The organism is Stenotrophomonas sp. 80084_Sma (genome assembly GCF_056481995.1).
In genome coordinates this window covers 3,789,238-3,802,182 of record NZ_CM151177.1, presented here as the reverse complement: position 1 = coordinate 3,802,182, position 12,945 = coordinate 3,789,238, and the positions used below count along the sequence as shown (strand labels likewise).

Sequence of the window (12,945 nt, the reverse complement as noted above, 5' to 3'; positions counted from 1 at the left end):
ACACGCGGGCCGGCCGCGGTAGAGCCGAGGCCGTGCCCGGCCGCCGTCATGACCACGCCGAGCATGGGCTCGGCTCTACAACACAGCGCTACCGCAGCGGCCTTCGATCAGGGAGAATCGACCGGTCCCTTCCAGCCGACGGGACGTCCTTACAACCCGCCGACTGGAGAGAGCGCGCGTGGAAGCTACTGTACATTTCATCAACAGCATCATCTGGAGCAAGGCACTGATCTTCGTGTGCCTGGGCGCCGGCCTGTTCTTCAGCCTGCGCACGCGCTTCATGCAGATCCGCGGCTTCCTCGAGATGTGCCGCCTCACCGTCAAGGGTGAGAAATCAGACGCCGGTGTGTCGTCCTTCCAGGCCCTGGCCATGTCGATGGCCGGGCGCATGGGTATCGGCAACATCGCCGGCGTGGCCACCGCCATCGCCTTCGGCGGCCCCGGTGCGATCTTCTGGATGTGGGTGATGGGCTTCCTCGGCGCATCCACCTCGTACGTGGAATGTACGCTGGCACAGATCTACAAGACCAAGGACGCCGAAGGCCGTTACCGTGGTGGCCCGGCGTACTACATCGAAAAGGCCATGGGCCTGAAGTGGTACGCGCTGGCCTTCGCCATCGCCACGATCATTGCCGCCGGCTTCCTGATGCCCGGCGTGCAGGCCAATGCCATCGCCGACAGCATCATCAACGCCTGCCGTGGCACCGCGCTGTGTGGTCCGCTGGATGGCCAGACGATGGGCATGGAGTCGGTGCAGGCGCTGAAGCTGGGCATCGGCATCGTGGTGGCGCTGCTGCTGGGCGTGGTGATCTTCGGCGGCGTCAAGCGCATCGCCAACTTCGCCGAAGTGGTGGTGCCGTTCATGGCGGCAGCCTTCATCCTGACCGCCATCGTCATCATGATCATCAACTACGATCGCGTGCCGGAGATGTTCGGCATCATCTTCAGCAGCGCCTTCGGCACCCACGCCGCGTTCGGCGCGATGATGGGCCTGGCGGTGGAGTGGGGCATCAAGCGCGGCATCTACGCCAACGAAGCCGGCCAGGGCTCGGGCCCGCACGCGGCCGCCGCATCCGAGGTCTCGCACCCGGCCAAGCAGGGCTACGTGCAGGCCTTCGCCATCTACTTCGACACCATGATGGTGTGCACCGCCACCGCGTTCCTGATCCTGGCCAGCGGCACCTACAACGTGTACTCGCCGGCAGGTGCCGGCGCCCCGCCGATCTTCCAGGGCCTGGCCGGCATTCCGGAAGGCGCGGGCTACGCCCAGGCGGGTGTGGAAGCCGTGCTGCCGGGCTGGGGTTCGGCGTTCGTGTCCATCGCCATCTTCTTCTTCGCCTTCACCACCATCATGGCGTACTACTACATGGCCGAGACCAATCTCAGCTATGTGAACCACAACAAGAAGCGTCCGCTGACCGTGCTGGTGCTGCGTCTGGGCATCATCGGCATGGTGGTGTTCGGCGCGTTCCATAATGCAACCCTGGCCTGGGCGCTGGGTGACATCGGCGTGGGCCTGATGGCCTGGCTGAACATCATTGCCATCCTCATCATCCAGAAGCCGGCCATGCTGGCCCTGCGTGATTACGAACGACAGAAGAAGCTCGGCCTCGATCCGATCTTCGATCCCGATGCCCTGGGCATCAAGAACGCCGATTTCTGGCGTCAACGCAAGCTGGAGTTGTCCCGTAGTGAATGATCCCTGGAAGAACGCCCGCCGTCCGTCGTCGCGACCGCCGCGGGCCACCCCGCTGCCACCGCGTGAGGGCGGCACCCCGCCACCGCCGGGGCGTGGCAATGACGAACTGCGCCTGTATGGCTGGAACGCCGTGCAGGCCCTGTTCGCCAAGCGCCCGCAGGCGCTGCGCAAGCTGTACCTGGTGGACGCGCTGATTCCGCGCATGCAGCCGGTGTTGAAGTGGTGCGTGGCCAACCGTGTGGGCTACCGCGTGGTGGAGGAGGGCGACCTCAACAAACTGGCCGCTACCACGCACCACGAAGGCCTGGTGGCCGACGTGCTGCGCGCGCCTGTCGTACCGCTGGCGCAGTGGCTGGAGGATCTGGGCGAAGGCCCGGCGTTGGCGCTGTGGCTGGACGGTGTCGGCAATCCGCACAACTTCGGTGCGATCCTGCGCTCGGCCGCGCACTTCGGCGTCAAGGCGCTGCTGCTGCCGGCTGGCAGCACGCTGGCGCTGTCCGGTGCCGCTGCGCGCGTGGCCGAAGGTGGTGCGGAGTCGGTGCCGCTGGTGCAGTTGCCGGAGACCGCCCAGGCGATGGCGCAGCTGCGTGCGGCCGGCTTCGGGCTGGCTGCGACCCTCGTTGATGGTGGCGACGACGTGTTCCGTGCGTCGCTGCCGGAACGGTTGGTGTACGTGATGGGCGCCGAAGGCGAGGGCATGGACCGCGGCCTGGCCAGTCAGTGTGACCAGCAGCTGTCGATTCCCGGCAGCGGCGCGGTGGAAAGCCTGAACGTGGCCTCGGCCACGGCCGTGTTGCTGGCGCAGTGGGCGAGCCGCCGCCACGGCTGATCCCGTCGTGCTGATGCTGTGTTGATCTCCTGACCCGGCCCTCGCGGCCGGGTTTTCTTTTGCGCGGCGCAAGAGCGCAAACAATGCACGCGCAGCAAACTGGGTCATCTGCGTCAGCTTACGTTGCTTCAAACACGCTTGATGGGTACGCAAGCGATTTTAGTATTTGTCTCATTGCTGGGCCGTTTCCCGCGCCGCACGGTGGAGTTCCTTCCAACGTCGTACAGGAGTGGTTCCATGCATCGAATCCAACGCCGCACACGTCGCACTTGCCTGGTGCTGGCACTCGCTGCGCTTGCCGCACCATCGCTACAGGCCGCGGAACGCAGTCTGGATGGCGTCAATTTCACGGGACCGCTGATCACTCCCAATCCCGCCGGCCTGCCGCAGGGCAACTGGTACATCGAGCCCTATCTGGTGCGGGTCGACAGCCGCGACCACTACGACAACAACGGTGATCGTCGCCGCAGTGCCGAGCACAGTGGCGCCTGGGCCACGGTGGTGCCGATCATCTATGGTTTCAGTGACCGGGTGATGGGCCAGGTCAATCTCAGCGCCTCGCGCTCCGAATCCGGCAGTGCGCGCAGCAGCGGCTTCCGCGCCGGTGACACCACCGCGCGCCTGCAGTACCTGCTGCAGGCGCCGAATGCCGATGGCACCCGGCCGGCCATCTCGGTCGCGCTTGTGCAGCGCTTCAGTACCGGCAGCCACGACCGCATCACCGGCAATCCGTTGGACGCGCAGGGTGACGGCGTGCAGCGCACCACCGCAGCGCTGGGCGTGCAGCAGGTGGTGTGGCTGGGCAATGACCGCCCCGTGCGCTGGCGCGCACAGCTCAGCGCCGGGCCGGCACCGTCGCGCACGGCCATTTCCGGCACCAGCGTGTACGGCACCGATGACAGCTTCCAGGGGCACATTTCGCGCGGCTCGGTACTGGGCCTGTCGGTAGGCGCCGAGTACAGCTTCAATTCGCGCTGGGTGGGCGTGATGGAAATGGCCGCCAGCCGCGAGACCGGCCAGCGTCTGAGCGGCTTCGCACGCAACGGCAGTGGTGCGATCGAGCGGATTGAAGAGCACCGTCCGGCCAGCCGCAACGTCAGCCTGGCGCCGGCTGTGGAGTATCACTTCAGCCCGTCGCTGGGCCTGATCGCCGGCGTCGAATTCACCGTGGCCGGGCGCAACACCGGCCGCATCATCAGCCCCCAGGTCGCCCTGGGCATGTTCTTCTGAGGGGCTGCCGATGAACATCGAATCCATCGTCAACACCATCCTCGGCATCGTCTGGAGCCCGTACCTGGTGGTGCTCTGCCTGCTCGCCGGCCTGTACTTCAGCGTGCGTACCCGCTTCATCCAGTTGCGCGCGCTGCCGGAGATGCTGCGCCTGATGTTCCGGCACGAGCGCTCCGAAGCCGGTGTGTCACCGTTCCAGGCCCTGTCGCTGTCGTTGTCCAGCCGCGTCGGCGTCGGCAACATCGCCGGCGTTGCCATGGCCATCGCCTTTGGTGGCCCGGGCGCGATCTTCTGGATGTGGATCGTCGCCTTCCTCGGCGCCTCCAGCGCCTTCATCGAATCCACGCTGGCACAGATCTACAAGGACCGCGATGCCAAGGGCCAGTACCGCGGTGGCCCCGCGTACTACATCGAAAAGGGCCTGGGCCAGCGCTGGTATGCAGTGCTGTTTGCGCTGGTCACCGTGCTGGCCGGTGCGATGCTGGCCGGCACCCAGTCCAATGCGATCACCAGTGCGGTGAACGAAGCCTGGGACGTGCCGGTGATGACCACCACGGCGGTTCTGCTGGTGGTGCTGGGCGCGATCCTGATCGGCGGTGTGCGCCGCATCGCGCGGGTTGCCGAGTGGGTGGTGCCGTTGATGGCCGTGGCGTATCTGCTGGTGGCGGCACTGGTGATGGTGCTCAATGCAGAGAAAGTGCCGGAGGTGATCATGCTGGTGCTGCGCAGTGCATTCGGTGTGGATGCAGCGTTCGGTGCAATGATCGGCACCGCCATCCAGTGGGGCGTGCGCCGTGGCGTGTTGTCCAACGAGGCCGGCATGGGCAGCGGTGCGCATCCAGCCGCCGCCGCCGAAGTCACCCATCCGGTCAAGCAGGGCCTGGTGCAGTCATTTTCGGTCTACATCGACACGATGGTGGTGTGCAGTGCTACCGCCTTCCTGATCCTGTCCACGGGCCTGTACAACGTCTACGACCCGGCTGTGAACGGCATTCCGGATGAGGCGCGCCTGCTGCTGGGCAATCTGCCTGGCGTCGAAGCCGGGCCGCGCTTCGTGCAGCACGCGGTGGAGTCCGCGCTGCCGGGCTTCGGCCGCTCGTTCGTGGCGCTGGCGATCCTGCCGTTCGCGTTCACCACCATCCTGGCGCTGTACTACATGGCCGAGACCAATATCAGCTACCTGTGCCGTGATCGTCCCGCGCCGTGGGTGATGGGCGGGTTCCAGCTGCTGTTCCTGGCCGCGACCGGCTACTCAGCGGTGAACAGTGCAACGATCGCGTGGTCGCTGGGCGACATCGGCGTCGGCCTGATGAGCTGGCTGAACATCATCGCCATCCTGCTGCTGCAGAAGCCAGCGCTGGCGGCGCTGCGCGACTACGAACAGCATCGCCAGGCGGGCAAGGATCCGCTGTTCAACCCGAAGCTGCTGGGGGTGCGCAACACCAGCGTGTGGGAGGGCTGACAGGATCGGGTCAGATCCCTCGCCACGGCGAGGGCTCTGACCCACACCATCGCCCGGTGGATGCGCCATTACTCGGTGGGTGCGCCCTTACCCGGTGGGTGCGAACCTTGGTTCGCACCGCTCTCGCCGCTGCGCTCGCCGGGCATGAACCCTTTTCAATGCCGAGCGGGAGGTTCCGCGCGCATTGCGATGCGCTCATTGCAATGGCGCCCACAGGTCATGGGGCGCGGCCCGGCGCTACCGCATCACTCGTTCGGCGGCGTGGTCGCCTTGGCCTCGCTGCCGAAGCTGCCATCGGCTTCCGCGGCCAGGTACGCGAACACGGTGTACGCGGCCACGTTCTGCGCCAGCGCCTTCGGGTCGATCTTGTCCAGCGTGTCGTCGGCGGTGTGGTGCAGGTGGAAGTAGTCCGAGCCGTCCTGCGCCAGCCATGCCCACGCGCCACCCTTGGCGGCCAACGGGCCGACGTCCGGGCCCGGGCCACCCTTGTCGGCCTGGTACTCGATGCCCAGCGGCTTCATCACTTCGGCAATCTGCTTCGTCGCTTCGCGCGAGCCTTCCGGGTTCGGCGAACCGGTATTGAAGGCATAGATGCGGCCGGCACCGAAGTCACTCTCGGCCGCCAGCTGGTGCAGGGCCACGTCCTTGGCATGCGCCTCGGCGTAGGCCTTGCCGCCGTAGAGACCCTGCTCCTCGTTGGCGAACGCGATCACACGGATGGTGCGCTTCGGCGCCTGCTTCAGCTGGCCGATCAGGTGGCCGGCGGCCATGGTGATGCCCACGCCCGCGCCGTCATCCACCGCGCCGGTGCCCAGATCCCAGGAATCCAGGTGGCCGCCGATCACCACCACTTCCTTCGGCAGGCTGCGGCCGGTGATCTCACCGATCACGTTGTACGAGGTGGCGGTGCCATCCCAACCGCAGTCCAGCGCCACCTTCACCGTGGTGCTGCCACGTGCCAGCAGGCGGGCCAGCTGGTCGGCGTCGGGCACCGACAGTGCTGCAGACGGCACCGGGGTCAGGCCGTCGTCGAAGCGGGTGATGCCGGTGTGCGGCACGCGATGCGAGTCGGTACCGGCCGAGCGCATCAGGAAACCGACCGCGCCCTTGCGGATCGCTTCGGACGGGCCCTTGCTGCGGATCGCGCCACCACGGCCATAGTCGCGGCCATCGCGGAACGGCAGCATCTGGTAATCGACGAACGCGATCTTGCCCTTCAGCGAACCGGCCGGTGCGGCCTGCAGTGCGGCCAGGTCGGCGAAGCGGACCACTTCGGCTTCAACGGTGCCGCCCGGGCTGCCACCCAGCGCCGTGATCTGCAGCGGCTGCGGGTTCCTGCCGGTCACCGCGGCGTGTTCACTGCGGCGCTCCCACTTCGGGAACGTCACCGGTTCCTTCCACACCTTGTCGAAGCCGAGGGCCTTGAACTTGGCTTCGGCCCAGGCCACGGCGCGGGCGTCGGCCTCGCTGCCGGCGATGCGCGGGCCGATTTCGGTGGTGAGCGATTCAACCACTTTCCAGCCGGTGTCATCGGCCAGCGCCTGGTCGCGAAGCTGCGCAGCGGTGGACAGCGACGCCGGGGGCAGGGTGGTGGTGTGCGGCGCCGCGAAGGCCGGGGCGGCCAGCAGGGCGAGGGAGGATGCGATGGCAAGGACGCGGCGACGCATGGACAGCTCCGGGAAGGGACCAAGCCTTGGAGCTTAACAGTCGTTCAGCCCGGCGCATGGGCGGGAGGTCATGGCTGGCGCGAACGCTGTTTTCCGCCATGACCGGCAAAGCGAAAGCCCCGCCGGGGCGGGGCTTTCGTGCAGTCGCGGTAGTGCCGGCCGCTGGCCGGCTCCCGCATGTTCCGATGTTGCCGGCCAGCGGCCGGCACTACCGGTAGGCGGCCTTACTTCTTCAGGCTGTCGCGGATCTCGCGCAGCAGCACCACTTCCTCGGCCGGTGCGGCCGGGGCGGCTTCCTGCTTGCGCGACAGGCGGTTGATCGTCTTGACCACCAGGAAGATGGCGAAAGCCACGATCACGAACTGGATCAGCGTATTGATGAAGTCGCCGTAGCCGATCACCACGGCCGGGATTTCCTTGCCGTCGGCACCGATGCTGGCCGGTGACAACGTCCACGCCAACTGCGAGAAATCCACCTTGCCGATCAGCATGCCCAGCGGCGGCATGATGATCTTCTCGACCAGTGCGGTCACGATCTTGCCGAAGGCCGCGCCGATCACCACGCCGACGGCGAGGTCGATGACGTTGCCGCGCATCGCGAATTCCTTGAACTCGGTGAGCATTCCCATTGTTGTTTTTCTCCGGTGGGGGAAGTGGACAGCGCGCAGGGTAGCGCAGGTGATGTCAGCCGGCGATCACGCCGTGGCGCTCGGCCACGTTTTCCAGGCGGGCACTGAAGCGGTCGCCGGGCTTCAGCGCGGCCACTCCGGACGGGGTACCCATGAACACCAGGTCGCCGGCACGCAGCTGCCACAGCTTGGACAGCTCATGCAGAATCTCCGGCACGTTCCAGATCATCTGGTCCAGCAGCGCCTGCTGGCGCACTTCGCCGTTGACCTCCAGCGACAGGTTCAGCGCGGCCAGGTCGCCGACTTCCTCGGCGTGGACGATTTCACTGATCGGCGCGGAAGCATCGAAGCCCTTGGCCGCATCCCACGGGTGGCCCTTGTCCTTGGCGGCGGCCTGCAGGTCGCGGCGGGTCAGGTCCAGTCCCACGGCATAGCCGTAGACCAGCGCGTCGGCGTCGGCCATGGCCAGCTCGCCCACGGGCGCGTCACGGCCAATCGCCACCACCAGCTCCACTTCGTGGTGCAGGTTGGCGGTTGCCGGTGGATAGGGAATGGCATCGTCGTGGCCGACCACGATCGCATCGGCCGGCTTGCTGAAGAACATCGGACGGCCGCGATCGTCGGCCGCCGGCACTGCTGCGCCCATTTCGCGGGCATGGTCGGCGAAGTTGCGGCCGACGCAGTAGATACGGTGCACGGGGAAGCTGCCGCCACCGGCTACCGGCACACGCGGCAGGGCTACGGCAAGGATCACATCGGAGACATCGGACATGCGGGCATCCAGGAAGGGCGTGCCCGCAGTCTAGAACGCATGGCGCCCGCCGTCAGCGGGCGCGTAGGGCGTGGATCAACGCGAGGCCGGCAGCACCGGCTTGCGCACCACGCGGAACTCACCCTCGACCACGGTCGGATCGACCGGACGGGCAACGCCCGGCTTGCGCGAAGCCAGCAGCTTCCACGCCAGGCCGACCAGGATCATCGCCGCACCGACGAACACGCCGATGAACACCATCGCGGCCAGGATCGCCAGGCCGAGCAGGCCCACGGCAACACGCACCAGCGGGTGACGCGGCTTGCGCGGCGCGAACAGGGTGCGGAACTGGTTGAAGGCGGATGCGCGATTGAACATGGCGGCTCGATAGGCTGGGATCAGCGAAACCAGAGTATCGGGAGGTGCCACTGTCATTGAGTGAAAAACTCGTTAAATATAGCCTGTGCTTATTACGAATCAATGACTTGTGTTCATGTTGCAGCCAGTCACCTGAGCGGGCGTGCGACAATGCGCGTTTACTGTCCGAGCCTTCGCCATGACTGCCGCCGCTGCCCTGATCGCCCTTGATGCCATTGCCGATGGCGCGTTTGCCGAGGTCGAAGCGGTGGTTGATGGCGATGCCGAATCGCTGGTGCTGTACCGCGACGGCGCGCAGGTGCGCGCGTTCCTGAACATCTGCCCGCACGCCGGCCGTCGCCTGGACTGGGCCCCGGGCCAGTTCCTGAAGAGCCGCGAAGGCTACCTGGTGTGCGCCGCCCACGGCGCCTCGTTCGCGCTGGACAGCGGCGACTGCATCGCCGGCCCCTGCAAGGGCGACCGCCTGCGCGCCGTGCCGGTGGATGTGCGCGACGGGCAAATCTACCTGGCCTGACCTATCGGTGTGCGGACCAACGGTCCGCACCCACCGGATCAACAGATATCCAGAGATCCATCCACACATGGCGTGGATCTACCGTGTCGACCAAGGTCGACATCTACCAACCGCAGCACAGAATGCCGTTTCGACAGCTCGCGGCAATCTGTCGAAGGCGGGGTGGGTCCGGTTGCGGGGGCGTGAGCCGCATGGATGCGGCGACCGAGCTTACAGGGACGTACTTGCAGCGTCCCCCGCAACCGGACCCACCCCGCCATCCCACGGATAGCCCGCTGTTGCTGTTGCTTCGGCCGTTGCCGTTGCCTCTGCGGGTGCAGGGCGCAGCCCTGCCAACAAAACCCAACCCTCAGAACATCAGGTTGATCATCAGCACCACCACGCAGGTGTAGATCAGCGACAGCGGGCCGCCGACCCGCCACATCTCGCGCGGGGTGTAGTTGGCCGGGCCGGTAATCATCGAAATCACCGGGTTGGAGGCCGTCATCAGATTGTTGGACGCCGACAGCGCCACGATCAGCGCGAACGCCGTCGGGTTGCCGCCCGCCGCCAGCGCAAGGTTCACCGCAATGGGCACCATCACGATGGTGGCGCCCACATGGCTGATCACCAGCGAGAACGCCGTGGTCAGCAGCGCCAGTGCCACCTCCAGCACCCACACCGGAATACCGGTGGGTAGCTTGTCGATGGTATGGCCGGCCACCCATGCCGCCGCGCCACTGGAATCCATCGCCCAGCCGAGCGGGATCAGCCCGGCCATCATGAACACCGTTTTCCAGTTGATCGAGGCGTAGGCTTCGTCCATGCGCAGCACGCCGGTCAGCAGCATGCCGGCCACGCCGGTCATCAGCGTCAGTGCCACCGGCAGCTTGCTGGTCAGCGCGATCAGGATGGTCAAGGCGAAGATCGCCATCGCGATCTTGAACTTGTGCGGGCGCTGCTCGCCGGTCGGGTAGTCGGTCACCACCACGAAGTCACGGCTGCGGGCGGCCTGCGCCAGGTCGGTCCAGATGCTGTGGAAGACCAGCATATCGCCGGCGCGCAGCTGCACGTCGCGCACGTCCTCGCGGATCACCTGCTTGTCGCGGTTGATCGCCAGCAGGCTGATGCCGCGCTCCTTGCGCAGGCGCAGATCGGCCGCGCTCTTGCCGATCACGTTCGAGGTCGGTGGCACCACGGCCTCGGAAATGCCGGCGCGGCTGGGGTTGAACAGGTCGCCCAGATGCTTCAGCCGCGAAGACATGCGCAGGAACTGGTTCTGCGCGAAATCGTTGATCTGCTCACGCGGGCCCATCGCGCCGAGCACGCTGCCGACCCAGATGCGCATCTCCGCCGGTGGCGCCAGGCGGGTGTCATTGCCGGTTTTCAGGGCCAGCAGCAGCGGGGCATCGTGCAGGTTCTCGGCCTCGCCCAGGGTCATGCCCACCAGCGGGCTTTCGGCACTGACCACCAGCTCGAACACATCGCCTTCGATGCCATAGGTCTTGGCGAAGTAGCTCTCGGTGCGCGCGGGCGTGACCCCGTCGTTGACCAGGTTCTCTTCCTCGATCAGCTTGCGGTCGCCGTAGTAGCGGAAATACAGCAGCGAAGCGATCAGCAGCGCCACGCCGATCGGCAGCGGCGCGAACATGCGCAGCGGCTCGATCGTGGCCAGGCCGGAAGGCAGGTTGTTGTTGGCCGAGGCCAGCAGATCGTTCAGCAGGATCAACGGTGAATTGCCGACCATGGTCAGCGCACCACCCATCACGATTGCCGCCGAAATGGGCAGCAGCAGGCGCTGCAGGGTCAACCCGGTGCGCGCGGCCAGTCGCGAGGCAACGGGCAGGTACAGCGCCATCACCGACGGGTTCTGCATGAAAGAGGAATTCAGGCCGGCAATGGCCGTGGTCATCATCAGCAGCCGCTGCTCGACACCATGGCCGCGTCGCAACAGCCAGGCGGCCAGCCGGTTCAGCGCCCCGGTGCGGTCCAGGCCCGCACCGAGGATGGTGGTGGCGATGATGCTCATCACCGCGTTACCGGAGAAGCCGCCGAAGATTTCCTCCGGCGCGATCAGCCCGGTGACACCGAGCACCACCAAGACCACCAGCGCGACCACGTCGGCGCGGATGCGCTCGAACAGGAACATCGCCATCGTGAAGCCGACCAGCCCGAGCACGAGCTTCATGTCGTTGGTCAGCGTCAGCGCGGTATCCATGTGGGGCGCGGTGTCCTCAGGCGATCGTCAGGTGCGGTCGTACAGCAGGTCCCAGACGCCGTGGCCGAGCTTCTGGCCGCGGGTCTCGAAGTGCGTCTGCGGCCGCCAGTCCGGGCGCGGCACGCTGCCACGCGGGCCGGCGCGGTTGACCAGGCCAGCGGTGGCGTCGAGCACGTCCCACATCTGCTCGGCGTAGTCTTCCCAGTCGGTGGCGCAGTGCAGGCGGCCGCCCGGGCGCAGCTTGCGCACCAGCAGCTCGGCAAATGCAGGCTGCAGCAGGCGGCGCTTGTTGTGGCGCTTCTTGTGCCACGGGTCCGGGAAGTAGATGCGCACTTCATCCAGCGCGCCATCGGCAATCTCGTTCTGCAGCACTTCCACCGCATCGTGGTGGTACAGGCGCACATGGTCGGCGTTGTCGTCGGCCAGCGCGTTCAGCAGCCGGCCCACGCCGGGCGCATGCACTTCGATGCCGATGTAGTCACGCGACGGATCATGCTGGGCGGCGAAGCGCAGCGCGGCACCGTTGCCGAAGCCGATTTCCAGCACCTTGTGCGCCGGGCGGCCGAAGGTGGCGTCCAGATCACGCGGCTGGCCGTTGTAGTCAATGCCGAAGCGCGGCCAGCGTTCGTCGAACGCGCGCTGCTGGGCAGGCGTGAAGCGGCCCTGGCGCAACACGAAGCTGCGTACCTCGCGGCGGCCCTCGCTCACGGTGAAGGGCTTGGGCGGGGCCTTGGAACCGGCGCTGTCGAAGGGATTGGTCATCAGCCGATCAACCCATCCACCGGGGAGGAGGCGCTGGCGTAGCGCTTGCGTGGGATGCGCCCGGCCAGGAAGGCCTCGCGGCCGGCCTCGACCGCCTTGCGCATCGCACTGGCCATCAGCACCGGGCTGCGCGCACCGGCAATGGCGGTGTTCATCAGCACGCCATCACAGCCCAGCTCCATCGCGATCGCCGCATCCGACGCGGTGCCCACGCCGGCGTCGACGATGATCGGCACCTTGGCGTCTTCGATGATCTGCAGCAGGTTGTACTTGTTCTGGATGCCCAGGCCCGAACCGATCGGCGCGGCCAGCGGCATCACCGCAGCGCAGCCGATCTCTTCCAGGCGCTTGGCCAGGATCGGGTCGTCGGAGGTGTAGACCATCACTTCGAAGCCGTCCTTGACCAGCTGTTCGGCGGCCTTGAGGGTCTGCACCACGTCCGGGTACAGCGACTTCTGGTCGCCCAGCACTTCCAGCTTGGTCAGGTTGTGGCCGTCCAGCAGTTCGCGCGCCAGCCGGCAGGTGCGCACCGCGTCTTCGGCGGTGTAGCAGCCGGCGGTGTTGGGCAGGATGGTGTAGCGCTCCGGCGGCAGCACGTCGAGCAGGTTCGGCTCGCCCGGGTTCTGCCCGATGTTGGTGCGGCGGATGGCCACGGTGACGATCTGGGCGCCTGCAGCCTCGGTGGCCAGGCGGGTTTCTTCCAGATCCTTGAACTTGCCGGTGCCGGTGAGCAGCCGCGAGCCATAGGTCTTGCCGGCGATCACCAGCGAATCGGGGGAGACATGAACGTTCATGGCGCGATTATCGCTTATCCGCCTGAAGATGGG

The 12,945-nt window shown here is 66.7% G+C and carries 12 protein-coding genes; 5 read left to right on the top strand and 7 right to left on the bottom strand.

What is annotated here, in order from left to right; all coding sequences use genetic code 11:
* Positions 1 to 178: 178 nt before the first annotated feature.
* From ACZK3W_RS17590 to ACZK3W_RS17575, 4 genes are all read left to right on the top strand, one after another.
* Positions 179 to 1,699: an amino acid carrier protein gene (locus ACZK3W_RS17590; RefSeq protein ID WP_197617294.1), complete on the top strand. Its 1,521-nt coding sequence runs from the start codon at positions 179 to 181 to the stop codon at positions 1,697 to 1,699.
* Positions 1,692 to 2,528: a TrmH family RNA methyltransferase gene (locus tag ACZK3W_RS17585; RefSeq protein WP_125892712.1), complete on the top strand. Its 837-nt coding sequence runs from the start codon at positions 1,692 to 1,694 to the stop codon at positions 2,526 to 2,528. The genes ACZK3W_RS17590 and ACZK3W_RS17585 overlap by 8 nt, the downstream gene beginning before the upstream one ends.
* Before the next feature lie 237 nt (positions 2,529 to 2,765).
* Complete coding sequence (locus ACZK3W_RS17580; protein ID WP_125892714.1) at positions 2,766 to 3,758, top strand: hypothetical protein; 993 nt, start codon at positions 2,766 to 2,768, stop codon at positions 3,756 to 3,758.
* A gap of 10 nt (positions 3,759 to 3,768) precedes the next feature.
* Entirely contained in the window at positions 3,769 to 5,220 is a 1,452-nt protein-coding gene (locus ACZK3W_RS17575; protein WP_049399972.1) for an alanine/glycine:cation symporter family protein, read from the top strand.
* A 245-nt stretch (positions 5,221 to 5,465) separates the two neighbouring features.
* Here ACZK3W_RS17575 and ACZK3W_RS17570 read toward each other — a convergent pair whose 3' ends face one another.
* The 4 genes from ACZK3W_RS17570 to ACZK3W_RS17555 all read right to left on the bottom strand — a co-directional run bounded on the left by ACZK3W_RS17570 (position 5,466) and on the right by ACZK3W_RS17555 (position 8,645).
* On the bottom strand, positions 5,466 to 6,887 hold the full coding sequence (locus ACZK3W_RS17570) for a M28 family peptidase (protein ID WP_032130207.1): 1,422 nt from the start codon (positions 6,885 to 6,887) through the stop codon (positions 5,466 to 5,468).
* A 224-nt stretch (positions 6,888 to 7,111) separates the two neighbouring features.
* Positions 7,112 to 7,516 carry a large-conductance mechanosensitive channel protein MscL gene (gene mscL, locus ACZK3W_RS17565; protein WP_032130206.1) on the bottom strand — a complete coding sequence of 135 codons (405 nt, stop codon included), beginning with the start codon at positions 7,514 to 7,516 and terminating at the stop codon, positions 7,112 to 7,114.
* 55 nt (positions 7,517 to 7,571) lie between these two features.
* Positions 7,572 to 8,288 (bottom strand): fumarylacetoacetate hydrolase family protein, encoded by a 717-nt coding sequence (locus ACZK3W_RS17560; RefSeq protein WP_197616778.1) that lies wholly within the window; start codon positions 8,286 to 8,288, stop codon positions 7,572 to 7,574.
* Positions 8,289 to 8,363: 75 nt separating this feature from the next.
* Entirely contained in the window at positions 8,364 to 8,645 is a 282-nt protein-coding gene (locus ACZK3W_RS17555) for a hypothetical protein (RefSeq protein ID WP_182266609.1), read from the bottom strand.
* Positions 8,646 to 8,823: 178 nt separating this feature from the next.
* On the opposite strand from ACZK3W_RS17555, the gene ACZK3W_RS17550 reads away from it, so the two are divergent.
* A complete protein-coding gene (locus tag ACZK3W_RS17550) occupies positions 8,824 to 9,159 on the top strand; it encodes a Rieske (2Fe-2S) protein (protein ID WP_125892722.1) in 336 nt (111 codons plus the stop codon).
* A 349-nt stretch (positions 9,160 to 9,508) separates the two neighbouring features.
* Here ACZK3W_RS17550 and ACZK3W_RS17545 read toward each other — a convergent pair whose 3' ends face one another.
* The 3 genes from ACZK3W_RS17545 to ACZK3W_RS17535 are packed head-to-tail and all read right to left on the bottom strand — an operon-like array spanning position 9,509 to position 12,912.
* Positions 9,509 to 11,356, bottom strand: a complete 1,848-nt coding sequence (locus ACZK3W_RS17545) for an SLC13 family permease (protein WP_010481466.1) — start codon at positions 11,354 to 11,356, stop codon at positions 9,509 to 9,511.
* Between the two features lie 27 nt (positions 11,357 to 11,383).
* Positions 11,384 to 12,118 carry a tRNA (guanosine(46)-N7)-methyltransferase TrmB gene (gene trmB, locus ACZK3W_RS17540; protein ID WP_010481468.1) on the bottom strand — a complete coding sequence of 245 codons (735 nt, stop codon included), beginning with the start codon at positions 12,116 to 12,118 and terminating at the stop codon, positions 11,384 to 11,386.
* Positions 12,118 to 12,912 carry a thiazole synthase gene (locus ACZK3W_RS17535; RefSeq protein ID WP_010481470.1) on the bottom strand — a complete coding sequence of 265 codons (795 nt, stop codon included), beginning with the start codon at positions 12,910 to 12,912 and terminating at the stop codon, positions 12,118 to 12,120. Before ACZK3W_RS17535 ends, trmB begins: the two co-directional genes overlap by 1 nt.
* Between the last annotated feature and the right edge of the window lie 33 nt (positions 12,913 to 12,945).

What these genes read in the sequence shown, in the direction of transcription:
- ACZK3W_RS17545 (WP_010481466.1), bottom strand. Translation starts at nt 11,356, where the DNA reads ATGGATACCGCGCTGACGCTGACCAACGACATGAAGCTCGTGCTCGGG.
- mscL (WP_032130206.1), bottom strand. Translation starts at nt 7,516, where the DNA reads ATGGGAATGCTCACCGAGTTCAAGGAATTCGCGATGCGCGGCAACGTC.
- ACZK3W_RS17560 (WP_197616778.1), bottom strand. Translation starts at nt 8,288, where the DNA reads ATGTCCGATGTCTCCGATGTGATCCTTGCCGTAGCCCTGCCGCGTGTG.
- ACZK3W_RS17550 (WP_125892722.1), top strand. Translation starts at nt 8,824, where the DNA reads ATGACTGCCGCCGCTGCCCTGATCGCCCTTGATGCCATTGCCGATGGC.
- ACZK3W_RS17555 (WP_182266609.1), bottom strand. Translation starts at nt 8,645, where the DNA reads ATGTTCAATCGCGCATCCGCCTTCAACCAGTTCCGCACCCTGTTCGCG.
- ACZK3W_RS17580 (WP_125892714.1), top strand. Translation starts at nt 2,766, where the DNA reads ATGCATCGAATCCAACGCCGCACACGTCGCACTTGCCTGGTGCTGGCA.
- ACZK3W_RS17575 (WP_049399972.1), top strand. Translation starts at nt 3,769, where the DNA reads ATGAACATCGAATCCATCGTCAACACCATCCTCGGCATCGTCTGGAGC.
- ACZK3W_RS17535 (WP_010481470.1), bottom strand. Translation starts at nt 12,912, where the DNA reads ATGAACGTTCATGTCTCCCCCGATTCGCTGGTGATCGCCGGCAAGACC.
- ACZK3W_RS17570 (WP_032130207.1), bottom strand. Translation starts at nt 6,887, where the DNA reads ATGCGTCGCCGCGTCCTTGCCATCGCATCCTCCCTCGCCCTGCTGGCC.
- trmB (WP_010481468.1), bottom strand. Translation starts at nt 12,118, where the DNA reads ATGACCAATCCCTTCGACAGCGCCGGTTCCAAGGCCCCGCCCAAGCCC.